Source organism: Rubritalea squalenifaciens DSM 18772 (assembly GCF_900141815.1).
Classification (GTDB): Bacteria; Verrucomicrobiota; Verrucomicrobiia; order Verrucomicrobiales; family Akkermansiaceae; genus Rubritalea; species Rubritalea squalenifaciens.
The window spans coordinates 254923-270718 of sequence record NZ_FQYR01000005.1; the positions used below are offsets into that span (position 1 = coordinate 254923).

Below are 15796 nucleotides of genomic sequence, written 5' to 3' on the forward strand. Positions count from 1 at the left end.
CTTCTATGTTACCAAGACGCCTGTTCGCAATTTGCGGGCTCGCCCTCACGAGCCTGTTGTTCCTCCCACTGTCGAGCTGTACCAATATCCCGGACAGCCGTAGTAAAATGGTGGTTAGTGTAAAAGATCAGACAATGGTGCTGACTCAGGATGGTCAGCCTGTAAAGGCCTACAAGGTGTCGACATCCAAGTATGGTTTGGGTGATATTCACCGCAGCTGCCGTACGCCGCTGGGTAAAATGCAAGTGGTGCGCAAGATTGGTGGAGGTGCTCCATCGGGTGCCGTGTTCAAATCTCGCCGTCGTACTGGTGAGGTGATCAGGCCAAACGCTCCTGGGAGAGATCCCATTGTTACCCGCATCATGTGGTTGAAAGGCTTGGAGAGATGTAATCGCCATGCCTATGAGCGTTACATTTACATTCACGGTACTCCTGAGGAAAGGAATATTGGCAGGCCGGTCAGCTACGGATGTATTCGTATGACCTCGTCGGATGTCATTGATCTCTACAGTCGCATTGGGGTTGGGGCTCAGGTGGAGGTGGTACGCGGTAGTTTGAGTTCGACTCGTGAAGGTCGTGAGTACGCCAAGGCGATTGACCGTCAACGCGAAGCTCAGGAGGCTGCTGTAAAGGGAGCCGCAGATGTGCCTGCGAAGTCCGAGCATGCTACAGTGGCTCTGGAGGATGATCCTGACGAAGCTTAAGCCGCTTAGTCTCTGTGATTATAGTGCGTCAAAGCAGATCGCTAGTGCCCTTGGATTGCAAAAAATCTCGAAGGAGGGTTCAAAAATCTTGACAAGGCCATTGGTGTGACTAGTTTCTCCGCCCCGGCCTGCATAGCCGCAAAACGCAATTAAGATTTTTCATAAACCATGGCTAATACTAAATCAGCACTCAAGCGCGTACGCCAGAACGAGAAGCGTAACCGTATCAACACAGCCCTTAAGAGCCGTGTTAAGTCCCTCCGTAAGCGTTCCATCGAAGCTGCGGAAAGAGGAGAGAAAGAAGCTTCTCAGAAGGCTTACTCCCAGTTTTCTTCCGCTGTAGACAAGTGCGCGAAGAAGAAGATCATTCATTCGAACAAGGCTGCAAACCTCAAGAGCAAGACCGCGAAAGCTATCGTGGCTGCTACTGCTTAATTAAGCAGGCGTTGAGCCTATGCAGCGCAGGGCGCTGACTCTGCGAAATGAAAATCAATTTTTGAATGGGGGTGTTTCCAAATGGACGCCCCCGTTTTTTGTCCGTGTCGAATTGTCACAGGACGCATTTTTAAATAGACCGACGCAACGAGCTCGCTACCATAGCGAGACGATAACAAATTATGAATCAAGCACCCAATAACGACCGCATGAAGAAGGCTCAGGAGATTGTTTCCAATCCCTCCTCTTACAAAGTATGCGAAGGTTGTGACTCTATTGTGGGTCATGGTGCTATCACGTGCCCAAATTGTCATGGGTACAGATTTGATGACGAAGCTTCACGAGTGATCGATCAGGCGATCTATCTCGGGGCGCGTAAAAAAACTTCCGTGACTGCGGAAGATCTTGGATAGGAGTATCCCATGTCCGCTAAACGCATCGGCATTACGCTGGGTGACCAAGCCGGTATCGGCCCGGAGATCGTGGATGCTGCACTGAAAGCCGGTGAATGGCCGGCCGATGTCCAGTTTGAGATCATCGGCAAGCGTATTCAGGCGACCCCTGGTGAGCCCACTTGGGAAACGGCTAAGGCTGCTCTAGAGGCTTTGGAGGAGGGGGCAAGTAAGCTCCAAAATGGAGAAATCGATGCGATTGTCACTGCGCCTGTAGCTAAGGAGGGCTTGCATACGGTGGGCTTTGAGTTTCCGGGGCAGACGGAATTTTTTGCAGACCGCTTGGGGACGGAAAACTACGCCATGTGTCTCGCTGGTGAGCATTTGACTGTAGCTCTGGTGACGATCCACGTATCGCTGGCCGAGGTGCCGCAGCTCCTGACGGAGAGAGAGATTATCAGGGTAGGGAAGCTACTTGAGGAGTTTTGCCTTAGAAAGGGAGTGGAGCAGCCTCGAATCGCTGTGTGTGGACTGAATCCTCATGCGGGAGAGAATGGCGCCTTTGGGCTTGAGGATCTCGAAATAGTAACACCTGCTATCAAGAAGCTCAACGAAGGCCATAAGGTGCCAGTATTTACGGGACCGCACTCAGCGGATACCATTTTTCGCCCGGCCGCCAATGGGGAATATGATGCGGTTCTTTGTATGTACCACGATCAAGGTTTGATCCCGCTTAAACTATTGGATTTTGATACAGGTGTGAATACGACTTTGGGGCTACCGAGGCCTCGTACCAGTCCGGATCATGGGACTGCCTTTCAGATTGCAGGTCAGGGAGTTGCGAGTCATTCCTCGATGCTGCATGCGATTAAGCTAGCAGTGGAGCTGGCTTGAGTGTTTTTGTGAGTCTATATTGCTTGACCTTTATCTAGTTTCGGGCATTGGTTCGGCATGTTTCGCATATTACTGAAGTCGAAGATTCACCGTGCAATGTGCACGATGGCAGATGTTGAGTATGAAGGAAGTATCGAGATTCCTTCAGACCTCATGGATGCTGCGGGTATCATTGGTGGGGAAAAAGTCCTGGTGACATCTGCGACTGCTGGCGGACGCCTTGAGACCTATGCCCAGCCTGGTGAACCTGGTACGGGTAAAATCATCATGAACGGCGGCGCAGCTCACGTGATCAAAGCTGGTGAGCGTATCACCATCATGGCTTTTGCGCTCTCTCAGGAGCCTGTCGAGGCCAAGAAAATTGTCTGCAACGACAAGAATGAAATTATCCGTAAAGGAAAGTAAGGCTTTCGATTTACTTAACTAAACTTAAAGGCATGGTGAAATGCCATGCTGCGGCAAATCATGACTTTACAATGGTAGGATTGCCGCACATATTTCGCGTCCCATGATTCTCGCAGAAACAACAACTTGGATTACGGTTACCACAAACGTCCTTCTCGTGATTGACGTAATGGTCTGTCTGCTGCTTTGCCTCGTAGTGCTGATGCAGCGTCCTAAGCAGGAAGGTCTCGGAGCCGCTTTTGGTGGTGGTATGACCGATCAGGCTTTTGGTGCCCGTACGACTGACGTGCTGCAAAAAGGTACGGTGTACCTCGGATCCGCATTTTTCGTAATTACTTTCATTCTCTCCATCCTGACAAGTGCCCCAACCTACGCTGATCAAAAGATTCAGAAGGACAAAGAGGAGGCCGCCAAAGTTGAGGAAGAAAAGCAAAAGGTACTAGCTAACAAAGAGACTCAAGACGAAGTCAACGCCGGTATCGAAGCTGCAGAAGAGGCTACACCAGCTGAGCCTGCAGCTAGTGAGACACCAGCAGAGCCAGCTCCAGCCGAAGACGCCCAGCCTGCCGCTGAGGAGACACCAGCTGAAGGCGCTAGCGCCGCAGAGACACCATCCTCTGAGGAGCCTGCTCCACAAGAAGAGCCAAAGAAAGACGGCGAATAATTTCTAATCACGCACACTCGTGCAAGATTCACAAGACGCACCGGTTTGGGCGCAGTCGGAATCCTTTCCGGCAAAGCCTGATACCGGTGTTTTTGGTTTTGTGGATGTGAAGGGCAATGCGTCCCCTTGTGAGAATCTGGATGATCTGAGCAAGGCTATCGAGAGCTCCAAGCTAGGGATTGAATATGTCTGGACTCCTGAGCATGTTCATCTTTTGGTGCCAGAGGAGCTAGATGAGCTGCGCCCGGTTTTGGTGAAACGCCAGCAAAGCTGGGCCAGACAAGATATCCAGGATGGCCAGCGTATGACTGTCCTGTTTGGGGCGGTGCTTGTATGGGCGGGCTATTCCGCGTTCACGAATGGTCATGGACACTGGAGGGCTGTTTGGGAAAACCCGACTCTAGGAATCAGTGCCATTCTTTTACTAATCTTTGGCCTTATCCCTTGGTATGAGGGCTGGAAAGTTTTGCGTAAAAAGCCGGGTTCGGATCCCGAGTACTGGAGCAAAGAGATTGGAGAAGCTCGTTTCGATAGCTGGATTAGCCGTCAAAAAGCTCCCGTATGTTATGGCTTGCTAGCCATCATGCTGCTGACAGGTGTCGTGCAGTACTTTATTGAGGGCGGTTTGACTTGGGGTGGAAAATCGCTGCGTGGTGCCGGATTACTTAAGGGGGAGAATATCGAGTGGTGGCGTTACTTCACCGCACCGTTGTTGCACGGGCATCTGGTGCACTGGGTGATGAATTTTGCGGCGCTTAAATATCTGGCGCGTCGGGCAGAAGTTCTCTCTGGCTGGCCACATGTGGTGATTGTTTTCTTGCTGTCTTCCTTGGTAGGTGGAGTGGCGTCGGCTACCTTCTTGCCAGAAGCTCCCAGCGTTGGCGCCTCAGGTGGTATTCTGGGGATACTGGGCTTCTTGTTGGTCTTTGAGACATTGCATTTCAAACTGGTGCCTCGTACATCCCGTCGTCGCTTGCTCGCTGGTGTGGGCTTGGTTGCACTGATGGGGATCTTGGGCTTTAGCTTCGTAGATAATGCTGCTCATGCGGGCGGTTTGTTTGCCGGCATGGTTTATGCTGGCTTGGTGTTTCCGCCCACAAAATCTCCTGACCGTCCGCGAGTACTATTACGCGATAAGCTTGTCGGGTTGCTAGCTGCGGCTATCCTCGTAGCCTCAGCAGCGCTTTGTATCCTAAAAATCAGCGCTTAGGCGATTGAGTGAAGCTCTGGCAGAGCGATAGCGTCTATCCATTTGGCCAGAGTCTGAAATAGACGGTCACGGTTCGGTTCAGCGAAGGTTTCGTGTCTCATGTCTGCAAACTCGTGATAGTGGCGATTGCTTAGCTTGAGTTGATCGAAAAACTTCCTGGCAAAGGCAGCGGGGCAGACTTCATCACTCCCTCCTTGGGTGAAAAGAAAAGGGAGGTCATCTGTAAAATTGGGTAGATAGGTGTGCACATGCTCTTCCATCTTGAGGAGATCTATTCCCCAACCGAGCGAGACTCGCTGGTGGCCGAGTTGGGCTGGATCCTTGGGCATCTTGCCTTTAGGTTCCTCACCGTGTCGGCACATGTCTGGAGTGACTCCCGTATGAATCGTGAAACGGGGAATCATCTGAGATAGTTTGCCGACAAAACTGATGAAGGTATCTGAATGCTTGTTGCCAGGCCGTAGCAATGGCGCGTTTACCCAGCAGAATTCAGGTCTCTGCAGCTTGTCCTGCAGGGCGAGGGTGAGATGCCTCAGGGTGAGTAGTCCCCCCATGGAGTGGCCTGCTATGCCATAGGGGAGACCATCAGTGGCTTCTATATTTGAGCGGATCACAGCATCCATGTGGGGGATGCTGCCCGTGTGTCCCCGCTTTCCGGGGCTGCGTCCATGTCCCAGTAGGTCGGTTACAATGCAGCGTATGCCTCTTTCCGTGAATGGATGGAGGACATCAAGATAACGCTCACCATAGTCGCCTTGACCATGGTTGAAGATGCAGGCAGCCCGCAGGGGAGTACCCGGATTCGGATGCATGATGATCCTGTGCATCAGGTGACCATCTATTTCCGTATACAGGTACTCAGGGTTCATCCTCGTTCAGCTATTGGAGGCTGTCATGGAGCTTCCTGAACAGGAGGGCTTCCCCCATTTGTTTGTCCTTGCGGAAGGAGTGTTCCAGATTGCGCAGAATACGGCTGAGCATATGGCCAAGGTGGCATTCAGTCAGGATCGCTATTTTAGCTGTCTGTGAAATGTTCTTGTTGTTGCTCAGCAGTTCATGCACTGGGATCAGTCTGCCGCGATGGAAGCAGTCCACGAGCAGGGCCTTGCCATCGATGTGGATTCGGGCCAGGAAGTGGCCTGGATAGTTGCAACCAGAGACTTCTAATTCCAGACGGTGGGCTACCAGGATGAACAGTGTGGCCAGGCTGATCGGGCTCCCAAAGCCTGTATCAGCTACCCAGCACAGGTCATTGTTCTGCGGGATGTAATAATTCTCCCGGTTGCCGATGAATTTACCGGATTCAAACATCCATAGTCTGAGCTGATTAGCTGAGAGATTTTCAATTTCATCGGCGGCCTCCATGGCGAGCATGTCGATCATGTCCGGCAATGAGGGTCTGAGAGTGACTCCATCGTGAAGGAAGTCAGAGACTAGGCGGAGGAGGGATTCAAAAGTATCCCAATCTTCGGCAAGTGCATCGGCTCCACCATGGGGAACCTGCCACTCATGCTCCAGTGTCTCCCGGCGTCCGGGTAGGAGGAGATGGGATAATTTCATACGGTCACGAACGGGCAGATCGATAGCGAGTGCTGCGATTTCGTGGCTGAGGTCGCCGTTAGTCTCAGCGAACTCATGTTGAAGTGCCGACTGTATTGCAGGCTCCTCGTCATCAAGGAGCTTGAGCAGATATGGCAACTGTTCTTCCGTAACCATTGCTTTGTTTCTACATTTAGGGGTTATTGACGCAAAGCACTAAAAAAGTACTTTGCATCTGTTAGTGTACCACCATAGTCAACAAATTGCAGTGTATTTTTGAGGAAGATTTGTAAAATTTTATAACCTTCTGATTACGAGTTGTTCCTGTTCTTCTTGAAGAGCCTTCCTTGGGCGAAGGGTTTTTCGATAACCAGAAAAATAATGCTACAAAAAGCGATGGTAATGCCTCCCAAGATAAACATCGTGAGGTAATTGAATGGCCATTCACCTGGAGTGATGGGAATCAGGCGGTCGATGATGTGAGGTCGAACCAGTTGGTAGAAGAGGAAGCTGTGGAAGAGGTAGATCGTGTAGCACATAGCTCCGATAGCCGTGATCCAGGGGATCGAGAAAAGTTTGCGTAGATAGTGGCCTCGAAGTACTGCGGTGAAGCCGACAAGTAGGGCAAAAGGCTTCCACTCGATCCATGGGGAATACTCAATGAGGATGAATGCGAGAGGCCACACCAAGAGTCCTACCGCGTCCCATATCTTCGCATAAGCTGAGGTGGTGTCTTGCCAATACGAGATGTAGAGATCAGCCAACAGAAGGCCGATGATGAAATAGCTGAATTGGCCAATCAGACTGTGGCCCCAGAATCCAGAAGAATACAGGGCATTGCACCAGCCCGAGAAATACGAGGAGACGAGGGCGAGAGCCATGAAACAAAGACGGCGGATGATGGCTGGTTTGATGGCAAAAAGCGAGCAGAGCAGTGGGGCCAAGAGGTAGAATTGAACCTCAATTTCCAATGTCCAAGAAACGGTCAGTACTGGGTTCAGCGCCCCATCATAGAACAAGGTGTGTGCATAGATTAATCCTGCACCGTAATGAGGGAGGTTGTTGATAAAATAATCTCCACCATTCATCAGCGTGTAGTAGAGAAAGAAGAGAGTGAGAGTAAGTAGATAGGGAGCCTCGATGCGAATCAGGCGCCTGCGGAAGTATCGCTTGAGTTGGGGCTTGCGGCTTCCCGTGAGATAGTGGGAAGCATAGGGGAGGGCGAGAACCATGCCGGATATCACAAAGAATATCTGCACGCCAAACCAACCTTTCGCGATGATGAAATTGATGAGGTGCAGCCCCCGGTTATCCAGCGCATCCGCGGCATTCATCTTCTCAGAGCCATCCAGGAAGAAGTAGTGGCAGTGGAAAAGAACGACGAGCACGATGGCGAGACAGCGCAATCCGTCGATCTCTGGCACATAGCGTCCGGAGGACGTAGTTCTCCCGAAGAGGGAGAGAAAGCGCTTCATCAGAGATGCTGGTGGTGGAGCTTGGTCAGTCACGCCATGATAAAAGTTGCCAGCGTGTATAAGCTCAAGCCTTCAAGGTAAAGGGTTTTTGTGTTGGTGGAGGGGGCATCAAGCAATTGTACGAATGCCCAAATCAGTGACGCTTAGTGGCCGATCTTCACATCGTTTGATACACGGCGGGTGCCAATGGCGGCTGATTATCAGAGGCACAGTTGATTCCAACTCCCTTGACAAGAGACTTGGCAACTGTGTTTAGTATATAAACTTACTAAATCGCTTATCATTTGTACTCGCATGTGAATCAATTTGATATGACCTAAGATTCCGCAAGCAAACCTATATTCTATGAAAAAGAACATACTCACATTGAGCTTAAGCCTTCTCGGTCTCGTGACGGCTCAAGCGGCAGAATTTCGTATTTGGACCTCTCTCAAAGGTACCAACGTTGAAGCGCAGTTTGTCAAGATGACTGACAAGGAAGTGGTGCTGACAACCAAGGCGCCTAAAGAAATAAGACTGAAACCTACTGATTTGAGCCTGGCTGACCGCCAGTACCTTGTTGAGTATGCTGATGCAGACAAAGACATCGTCCTGCAAGGCAAGCTGAATGTCCCTGAGAAGGAAATCAAGTTGCCTAACGACTTCTTGCGTGAGCTTGAACAGACGATGACTTTTGGTACAGACAGCGAAGCTATCTACAATCTATGGGAAACTGAGCATTTCATTTTTGCCGCTCAAGGTCGTATTCGCGTGAAGGGGATTGCTGAGACAGCAGAGGCGTGCTGGCACGGGATGGCATTCCAGCATTATGAATTTCGTGAGAACTGGGGTAAGCAGAAGTATCTCGTTGTTATCCCAGAAAGTTCTGAATCCTATACGGCCCTTAAGCCCTATCAGGTTAAACGCCTCAAAGATATGGGCGAAGAAAAGTATGCTGTTCATGTGGAGAACACGTGGGATCAAGTAGGCTCCACTCGAATCTTAGTTCCGAAAGATCAGGTGAAGCCACTGAACCTGATGGAGATGGGGCTCGTTTTTCACACGAGAGATGACAAAGACTTCCGTGATGATTTTGTACCTTTCCAGACTCACTGCTTGGCCTCAGCGATGTACAACTTCCAGATCGGCGGAATCTCTCAGGTAAGTGGAAAAGGCTACTTCGCACTCTCTACCGGCCATGCTTACTACAAAGAAATTCTTCTGACCGGTAAGACTGAGACAAACATGCTCAGTGCTGAGACTGATGGGGAGATCTCCAGTAAGAGTGGTTTCAAGGATGGCCGTTCCTGGGCGAGAACATTAAGTTCACTGGTTAGAAAGAACAAGGTGACTCCGAAGCTGGATGACATGCTGCAGCTGGATGTTACTCAGTTGGATCCTGAGAAGCTCGTACTGATGTACTCATTCTCTGCCTACATGCAGAGTACTCCGAAGCGTATCGCAGCATATTCTAAACTGACTCGCCGTATTCATACTTCTAACCAGATTCCTGACCCTAGTGAGATGGCTAGAATCTTTGGTTTTGAGACTGTCGAGGCCTTCCAGAAGGACTGGGCGGAATTCATTATGAGCAAAGATTTCCGATAATTGAATCAAGTGGTTTCTAACAAATTTAAGAAGATGAAAAGAATTACTAAACTTGTACGCCTGGGTCTGGCTACTATTGCCTTGTCCTCACCAGTGTTGGCGGACGATGATATTAACTACAGGCAGTTTACCTCATCAGATGGCAAAACAATCAGTGCAGTCGTAGTGGATAAAGATGATGAGTCTGTGACTTTGCTCTTGGAGAATGGCAAGCGTGCCAAAGTCCCTAATGACCGGCTCAGCGCGGATGACCAGGAATATGTCAAAGGCTGGAACAAGGCCAAAGCAATCTTCCTGCAGCAATGCCGTGGTTTGACCATTGGTGAGCTTCTCACTCTGAGGGGCTATGAAGGCATCCCAATCAAGTTCATGGGGAATTCAATGCTGATCAAGGCTGAGCTGAATGGAAAGCCTGCCAAGTTTATCTTGGACACAGGAGCAGGCACGAGTCTGATCCATACGGGGACGTGCGAACGTACTGGTTGTGCATTGGGGCCATTTGACCAAAAGGTCTATGGTGTATCCGGTGAAGCCCCGGCTGCATGGTCAGACGTGGATGAAATCAAGATTGGTGAGTCTGTGTTTAAGAATCGCAAGATTCTGGCCACAGATATGCTGCGTGATAAGCCCAAGGGGTCACCTCTTAGAGATGACGGCCTGTTTGGAGCTGACTTTCTTTCTCAGCTAGATGCTGTTATCTCCTACCGTGAGCGCAAGGTTTTCATACGTCCAGATAAGTCCGATGAGAGTACACTCAATGGTGAATCTGATGAGGAAGCTCTGACTTTCCGGATTTTTAAGACCAAACGAAATCAGGCGTACCGCGGTAACATCGTGAAGAAGACGGCGTCTGTAGTGACCATCAAGCTGCACCAGCAGGATAAAGAAGTCCAGGTGCCTATCTCCCAGCTGTCTGAGGATGATGCTCTGTATACGATTAACTGGTCCGAGGCGAAGGCGATGTTCTTGAGGCACTGCCGTAGTCTTACGATTAGAGAATTGCTTGAGCTGAGAGAGTATCAGGATTTCGAGTACGACCGTAAGGGGAACCACATCTTTGTGGATGGAAAGCTAAACCAAAAGGATGTGACCTGGATGATCGATACAGGAGCGGACAATTCCCTGCTGCACATTGATGCCGCCAAAGAGGCTGGTGTTGAAGTTGGCCCTATGGACAAGAAGGTCTACGGGGTTGGGGGCGAGGCTCCTGCTGCAGCCTGCAGTGTGGAGTCAGTCGAACTTGGCAAGGCTATCTTCCGTAAACGCAAAGTCTTGGCGACAGATCTGGACCGTTTTGATCAGAATATCTCCTATGTCGGTCTCTTTGGGGCTGACTTCATGAGGGAGTGTAATGCGGTGATCACCTACAGTGAGAAACGTATTTTCCTGAAGCAGAACTGATGTCCATTCTCATTTAACTCATTGTTGAGTGCCGGGGTCTATACTCCGGCACTTTTTTTGTGGGGCAGTATGAAGGTTTAAACTAGCCTGACAGACATGGTTGTAACGGGTGTATCGTGGTAGCTCTCATCCGCAATGGCGCGCCACCCCAGCTTCCGATAGAAATTGGCTTGGTCAGGGGTGTAGAGGTAGAGGGTGCTTATGTCGTTGTGCCGGGCTCTCTCCATCACTGACTCCACCAGAATTCGGCCGATCCCCTGACGTCTTTCATTTGGGGAAACATAGACACTGGCGAGCCAAGGCCGGAGCTCGGTGTGAGTGTCCATATCTGATTCGATGATCGCTGCGGAACCGCAGAGCTTCCCATCCCTCAGGTAGATGAATGTAGAGGGAATGAAATCCGGCTTCAGGTAGTCTTGCATCTTGAAGATACGCTGTTCGAGTGTCTGTCCAGGGTTCAGGTGAGCCCACTCTTTCTGATGCCAGCTGGCTAGGGTATCCAAATGATGCGGGTAGTCTCTGAGGTCGTGAACAGGCATGTTGTATGTGTGAATAATAAAAACGGCTTACAGTTTCCTGTAAGCCGTACGCTTGTAAATCTGAAAATACTGCCCCTAAGACTAGATGGCCTTTTGCCAGTTCTGCGCAATGGACTTCAGCTGCTCCTGCTCAGGAGTGATGCACTCAGGACCGAAATAGGTGGTCTGAAGTTGCTTGATTTCCTGGTCCAGTTTGGCCTTTTGGTCTGCGTTAAGCTTCTGGCTTTCCCTGATCTTATTCAGGTAGGAAAGCAGGGTAACAGGTGTTAGGTCGGATGGGAGAGCTATCACGTTGTGTTTGATTTGCTCTGGAGCGGGCTTGCGTGACTTGACGAAGAAGAAGCCAAGTAGGGCCAAGATGGCAGCACCGGCGGAGTACAGCCAGATATTGACTGAGGCAGCTTCCGCTTTGTTTAGCTCTACGCTTTGTCCTACCGCGAGCAGATCGACATCATCATAGCGCTGCCTGAGTAGACCATCTTCTTTCGCAAGAGGAAGGAGTGGTTCAGGGAAGCTGAAGCTGGCGGGGAGAGAGTCTCCAATAGGTTTGAGACTAATGACCCACTCGTGAGAAGAGATGGGGGCCAAGTCATCGGATTCCGCGTCGAGCTCTACGATTTGAAGTTCACGGTCTTCAATGTTAGAGACTTCAAAGCCCTCAAAGGATTGTTGAATCAGCTTATCCAGCGGCGGAATGATGCCGTGCCCCGTGGCTTTGACTTCCAGTAGTAGGTTGCCGTCCTTTTCGAGCTTACGCTCGTCAAGTACCATGGTGAGCTTGAGATCCCGGTGTGGGCGCTCGGTATCAGGTGCATTGGCGCTGATAGGGATGGCGGGAGAGGTGATCGGGAGTACGACGTAGCCTGAGGTGTCCAAGAAGTCGAGGTCGATTTTGAGCGGTGGGATGGTGTCCACTTGTGGACCCTTCGGCTTCAGAAGGATGTAGGCATAAGGCGTGACCGTCCAGCCTGGCTTGGAGTCAGAGCGTGACTGTACCTTGGAAGAATGGAAGGTGAGGGAGACGATCTCAAAGTTCTCAGCGAGCGCAGAGCGGACGGATTCTTCGAATTTGTCACGGTAGTCTTCAGGCGGTCTCCCATAGTTGTATCCACTACGCGTATTGCTCTGGTTGACCAAGTAGCGCTGGAAACCGTTAGATTCCCTTTCGATCTCCTGAGTGTGCTTCAGGTTGATATACAAACCAAATGGCTTGTCTGCATCAATGTTGGTGCTGCCATCCACATAGGCGTCTAACTTCACCTCAGTCACCAGATCTTCGTAGTACTGGTAGAGCAAGTTGCCGTCTGAGAATTTCGGGTGGTCGCCGACAATGCTGATCGCAGCTTTGAGATAGCGGAACTTGAGATCAGGGGCGACACTGGCCAAGCTCTTGTTGAGAGCATCTGCGAACATAGCCATGTGGCGTTCGCCAGCAGCTTCATCTACAGCGGTGATGTAATCGAGAGCTTCCTTGATTTTTGCATACTCGCTAGGGATCGGCTGATGATGGTTTTTAAGCGCTTGTAAGATAGGGGATCCCAGAGCTCCAAAGAACCATTGCGTATATGGGGTGATGCTTTCATCGCTCGTTTTATCCAGAGGTAGCTTGGACGCGTACTTGGCTGCACCGGCGGCAAAGAGCTCCATGGCTTTTTGCTTGTTGATCGTGTGGCTTGAGTGGGAGCTGATACTGGAGAGGTAATTGGATTCCTCCTCCACCAGTGCGGCATGGTTTACCTGTAGCTTCCAATTGTCTGGGTACTTCTCCAGGCTAGATTCACAGAGCTGCTTGGCCATGGCGTAGCCTTTGATGATTTGCTGCTGCAGCTCTTTGTCCGTACGTTTGGTTTTGGCCTCAATCTGAAGTTTAGGGTCCGGCCATAGTCCAGCAAGATTGGTTCTCATCTGGCTGAGCAGGGAGTTAACGACCTCTGGATTCATAGTTTCCATGGGGCCAAACACGGCCTCCAGAGTCTCAAGTCTCCATACCTCCGCTGTTGAGTGAGCCGCCACAAATGCGGAGGCAAACTCACGTTGGAATGTGTCACCCAGATTCAGTGAGGCTACTTTCTTGATGAGTTGAGCTAATTGCTTGAGGTTGCGCTCTTGCTTGGAGCGGGTGAGCGGGATGGCTTCAGCTTTTTGGTTCATCCCGTACATGTAGAAGTAGCTGGAGCGGTAGCGGTTGTTCTGGGTGTTGGGGTTGTGGTTTTCAGCCCATACGTTGATCATTTCTCGCACAAGCCCCTTCGCTTGATCGGGGCGGTACTGAGCAATTTTTTCCAGCAGAGGGAATGCCTTCTCTTCCTCTTTCACTTTGAGGTAGAGTTTGGAGGCATCCACTAGATAGTTCAGGCGAACTTCATCATCTACAAGGGAAAGCCACTTTTCAGATGGAGCAAAGGAGAGGAGATCGCCAGAGCGGATGGGGAGGACCTTGATGTGGTTCGTCTGAGAGCGCTGGCGAGACATGTAGAAAATATTTCCGTAGCTGTCTGCCTGCATCTCGGGTCTGAGACTGGTTGAGGTGTCGTAGCGATAAGAGTGTTCCGCTTCCTGGTTCCAATTGCGCAGGTAGAGAGTAAGTAGCTCTGACCATTCATTAGGAGAGACTTTGGTGTTCTCTAACAGCGTGTTGACGGCCGCAGATTGAATCTTCAATTGCTCGAGGCGGAAGTCCGCATCTCTATTCTCTCTGGTTTGGGATGAGAGAATGCCAACCGCGGATAGGATTTCATACCCAACAGCGTCCGTGGTTGCGAAGGATTCCTTGAGCCATTTGCTGCTGGTGTCTTCCTGTAGATCAGGAAGCAGGGAGAGCGCACGGTAGAGTGCGCTGACTCTCTTGTCATAGGGAGCCTCTTTCTCAGAGAGTAGCAGGGTGGAAGTGCTCCAAGCCAAAGCGAGATGCTCTTTGCCTTTACGTGCTTGGTGCGCGGCTGTGTGGTATTGGGAAATAAGGTCGGTAGCTTTGAAGTTGTTGGACTTCTTAGCTTCATCGGGTGTTGGGAGGTAGCCAGCTACGTGATCTAGCAACCCCGCGGAGATTAAAAGCTCAGCGGTATTGAGAGCTGTTTCGGGAGTGGTTTTCCCAAGGGCCTTATTGCCTTTGTCTAGTTGTTCATAGAAGTCAGGAAGGAGCTCTGTGTCTCCACTGATGAGTCTAGCGAGTAACTTGATCGTGCCGGAGTCCAAGGCCTTGGGCGAGGCAGCAGCTAGAGGAAGGACTTCATTTGCCGGGAAATACTGTGCTTGAGTATGGGGGCGAGCTCCGGTAGCCGATATCTCCGGGCTGGGTGTGACTTTGGCTGGTTGAGTCAGCTGTTGCAGGACATGGCTGTAGATTTGGCTGGCCTCGTTTTCAGGAAGGCTCGCTAGTGTCTTGGAAAAGCGCTCCCAGTTGCTCAGGGTGACATCCACGCGGATTTGTTTGAGGATTGCTTGGAAGCGTTCGGTTTGCTGGCGGGAAGGTAGCTTCTTGATTTCTTCCTCACTGAGCTCAGGGACAACTGTTGGCTTATGTTTTTCCGCGAGTCTGGTCTCGATGATACCCGAAGTCGAACGGTCAATCTGCAGCTGCCTGAGCAGCTTCATCTTGCCCTGTTGGGAAGCGTTGGATGGTGGTCTGCCAGCAGCTGCTTGTTGCTGCTGCATCATCATCTTGACTTCTTCAGGTGACAGAGCGCGAGTCTGGCCGTTACCAGGGCTTTGAATGATCTGGATCTGGGCAGGACTATTCTGGGCCCAAGCTGGAAGAGCGCAGAGAGAGAGGCAGGTGAGGAAAAAGGTGTTTTTCTTCATGAGAGAATAACTGGAATTGGAAAGTGTAGGTGTACTTGAAAGTGAGATTTAGGAACCTGAGCCATCTGCCGGTGGAGCTTGTCCCGCTCCTCGTGAGTCTGTTGGCTTATTGCTAGGCTTGCCTGGTTTGTTGCTCGGACGACCGTTCGAGCTGCCGCAGCCCTCTCATTGTGAAGGGAGTGGGAGACCGTACAGTTCGCGTGGGGTAGCACGGGCAAGACGGATGCTGGCTTCCAGATCAAGTAGGTGCTTGTCTGCGGTAGAGGAGTTTTGAGCGAGTAGCTTGTACTCCTGACGGGCGGCTTCGATCTCTGGCTCCCAGTCGCTATCAGGGCGACCTTCTAGCTTCATGAGGTAAGTCATGTAATAGCGCGCATTGGCTAGGGAGGAGAGGGCATCTTCCTTGAGCTGCTCAGAGGCAGTAGGGTTGTCATTGATTTCCTGGACGAGTGCTGCGAGGTCTGCCCTCGCTTCCGGAAGCTTGGCATCCATCATTTTCGCTTTAGCGATCTGTAGCTTGATTTGCTGAGCGGCCTCGGTTTCATCCTTGGGGAGCTTGGCTAAGGCATCGTTGAGCAGTTCAATCGCTTCGGACCAGTTTTCTTCTTCAAGTTGCTGATCGGATTGCTCTAGCAGGTCATCGACTTTATCCAGTGCCAGAAGCTTCTGGCCCGGCCCATAATGGTAGGCCACTCCCAGCAGTGGGAGGATCAGCCAGAGGGTGGCTATGGTGATTCTTTTCTTCATGGT

The 15796-nt window shown here is 50.9% G+C and carries 15 protein-coding genes; 9 read left to right on the top strand and 6 right to left on the bottom strand.

Going from position 1 to position 15796, the window contains the following annotated elements; all coding sequences use genetic code 11:
• The first annotated feature begins 5 nt into the window (after positions 1-5).
• The 7 genes from BUB27_RS14395 to BUB27_RS14425 all read left to right on the top strand — a co-directional run bounded on the left by BUB27_RS14395 (position 6) and on the right by BUB27_RS14425 (position 4704).
• Positions 6-704 (top strand): L,D-transpeptidase family protein, encoded by a 699-nt coding sequence (locus BUB27_RS14395; protein ID WP_143184559.1) that lies wholly within the window; start codon positions 6-8, stop codon positions 702-704.
• Positions 705-872: 168 nt separating this feature from the next.
• Positions 873-1139 carry a 30S ribosomal protein S20 gene (rpsT, locus tag BUB27_RS14400; protein ID WP_143184560.1) on the top strand — a complete coding sequence of 89 codons (267 nt, stop codon included), beginning with the start codon at positions 873-875 and terminating at the stop codon, positions 1137-1139.
• Between the two features lie 182 nt (positions 1140-1321).
• Positions 1322-1552, top strand: coding sequence for a hypothetical protein (locus tag BUB27_RS14405; RefSeq protein ID WP_143184561.1), 231 nt, complete (start codon positions 1322-1324; stop codon positions 1550-1552).
• A gap of 9 nt (positions 1553-1561) precedes the next feature.
• Positions 1562-2425: a 4-hydroxythreonine-4-phosphate dehydrogenase PdxA gene (pdxA, locus tag BUB27_RS14410; protein WP_143184562.1), complete on the top strand. Its 864-nt coding sequence runs from the start codon at positions 1562-1564 to the stop codon at positions 2423-2425.
• Positions 2426-2482: 57 nt separating this feature from the next.
• Positions 2483-2830, top strand: a complete 348-nt coding sequence (locus BUB27_RS14415; protein WP_143184563.1) for an aspartate 1-decarboxylase — start codon at positions 2483-2485, stop codon at positions 2828-2830.
• A gap of 103 nt (positions 2831-2933) precedes the next feature.
• Positions 2934-3494: a preprotein translocase subunit SecG gene (secG, locus tag BUB27_RS14420; RefSeq protein WP_143184564.1), complete on the top strand. Its 561-nt coding sequence runs from the start codon at positions 2934-2936 to the stop codon at positions 3492-3494.
• 19 nt (positions 3495-3513) lie between these two features.
• Positions 3514-4704, top strand: a complete 1191-nt coding sequence (locus BUB27_RS14425) for a rhomboid family intramembrane serine protease (RefSeq protein WP_143184565.1) — start codon at positions 3514-3516, stop codon at positions 4702-4704.
• Here the strand turns inward: BUB27_RS14425 and BUB27_RS14430 are convergent.
• From BUB27_RS14430 to BUB27_RS14440, 3 genes are all read right to left on the bottom strand, one after another.
• Entirely contained in the window at positions 4701-5573 is an 873-nt protein-coding gene (locus tag BUB27_RS14430; RefSeq protein ID WP_143184566.1) for an alpha/beta fold hydrolase, read from the bottom strand. The genes BUB27_RS14425 and BUB27_RS14430 overlap by 4 nt on opposite strands.
• 10 nt (positions 5574-5583) lie before the next feature.
• Positions 5584-6420 (bottom strand): transglutaminase family protein, encoded by an 837-nt coding sequence (locus BUB27_RS14435; protein ID WP_143184567.1) that lies wholly within the window; start codon positions 6418-6420, stop codon positions 5584-5586.
• Positions 6421-6554: 134 nt separating this feature from the next.
• A complete protein-coding gene (locus tag BUB27_RS14440; protein ID WP_143184568.1) occupies positions 6555-7751 on the bottom strand; it encodes an acyltransferase family protein in 1197 nt (398 codons plus the stop codon).
• A 312-nt stretch (positions 7752-8063) separates the two neighbouring features.
• On the opposite strand from BUB27_RS14440, the gene BUB27_RS14445 reads away from it, so the two are divergent.
• The gene (locus BUB27_RS14445) at positions 8064-9305 is read left to right on the top strand and encodes a hypothetical protein (RefSeq protein WP_143184569.1); all 1242 of its coding nucleotides are present in this window, start codon (positions 8064-8066) and stop codon (positions 9303-9305) included.
• Positions 9306-9338: 33 nt separating this feature from the next.
• A complete protein-coding gene (locus BUB27_RS14450) occupies positions 9339-10706 on the top strand; it encodes a retropepsin-like aspartic protease (RefSeq protein ID WP_143184570.1) in 1368 nt (455 codons plus the stop codon).
• Between the two features lie 77 nt (positions 10707-10783).
• Here the strand turns inward: BUB27_RS14450 and BUB27_RS14455 are convergent, their stop codons facing one another.
• From BUB27_RS14455 to BUB27_RS14465, 3 genes are all read right to left on the bottom strand, one after another.
• Positions 10784-11245: a GNAT family N-acetyltransferase gene (locus tag BUB27_RS14455; protein WP_143184571.1), complete on the bottom strand. Its 462-nt coding sequence runs from the start codon at positions 11243-11245 to the stop codon at positions 10784-10786.
• A gap of 81 nt (positions 11246-11326) precedes the next feature.
• A complete protein-coding gene (locus tag BUB27_RS14460; protein WP_143184572.1) occupies positions 11327-15046 on the bottom strand; it encodes a hypothetical protein in 3720 nt (1239 codons plus the stop codon).
• 165 nt (positions 15047-15211) lie between these two features.
• Positions 15212-15793, bottom strand: a complete 582-nt coding sequence (locus tag BUB27_RS14465) for an outer membrane protein assembly factor BamD (RefSeq protein ID WP_143184573.1) — start codon at positions 15791-15793, stop codon at positions 15212-15214.
• Positions 15794-15796 lie beyond the last annotated feature (3 nt).

Bases quoted from the DNA above. Each gene is read 5' to 3' on its own strand.
- BUB27_RS14450 (WP_143184570.1), top strand. From the start codon at position 9,339: ATGAAAAGAATTACTAAACTTGTACGCCTGGGTCTGGCTACTATTGCC.
- BUB27_RS14395 (WP_143184559.1), top strand. From the start codon at position 6: ATGTTACCAAGACGCCTGTTCGCAATTTGCGGGCTCGCCCTCACGAGC.
- pdxA (WP_143184562.1), top strand. From the start codon at position 1,562: ATGTCCGCTAAACGCATCGGCATTACGCTGGGTGACCAAGCCGGTATC.
- BUB27_RS14445 (WP_143184569.1), top strand. From the start codon at position 8,064: ATGAAAAAGAACATACTCACATTGAGCTTAAGCCTTCTCGGTCTCGTG.
- BUB27_RS14455 (WP_143184571.1), bottom strand. From the start codon at position 11,245: ATGCCTGTTCACGACCTCAGAGACTACCCGCATCATTTGGATACCCTA.
- BUB27_RS14415 (WP_143184563.1), top strand. From the start codon at position 2,483: ATGTTTCGCATATTACTGAAGTCGAAGATTCACCGTGCAATGTGCACG.
- BUB27_RS14430 (WP_143184566.1), bottom strand. From the start codon at position 5,573: ATGAACCCTGAGTACCTGTATACGGAAATAGATGGTCACCTGATGCAC.
- BUB27_RS14435 (WP_143184567.1), bottom strand. From the start codon at position 6,420: ATGGTTACGGAAGAACAGTTGCCATATCTGCTCAAGCTCCTTGATGAC.
- rpsT (WP_143184560.1), top strand. From the start codon at position 873: ATGGCTAATACTAAATCAGCACTCAAGCGCGTACGCCAGAACGAGAAG.
- BUB27_RS14460 (WP_143184572.1), bottom strand. From the start codon at position 15,046: ATGAAGAAAAACACCTTTTTCCTCACCTGCCTCTCTCTCTGCGCTCTT.
- BUB27_RS14405 (WP_143184561.1), top strand. From the start codon at position 1,322: ATGAATCAAGCACCCAATAACGACCGCATGAAGAAGGCTCAGGAGATT.
- BUB27_RS14465 (WP_143184573.1), bottom strand. From the start codon at position 15,793: ATGAAGAAAAGAATCACCATAGCCACCCTCTGGCTGATCCTCCCACTG.
- secG (WP_143184564.1), top strand. From the start codon at position 2,934: ATGATTCTCGCAGAAACAACAACTTGGATTACGGTTACCACAAACGTC.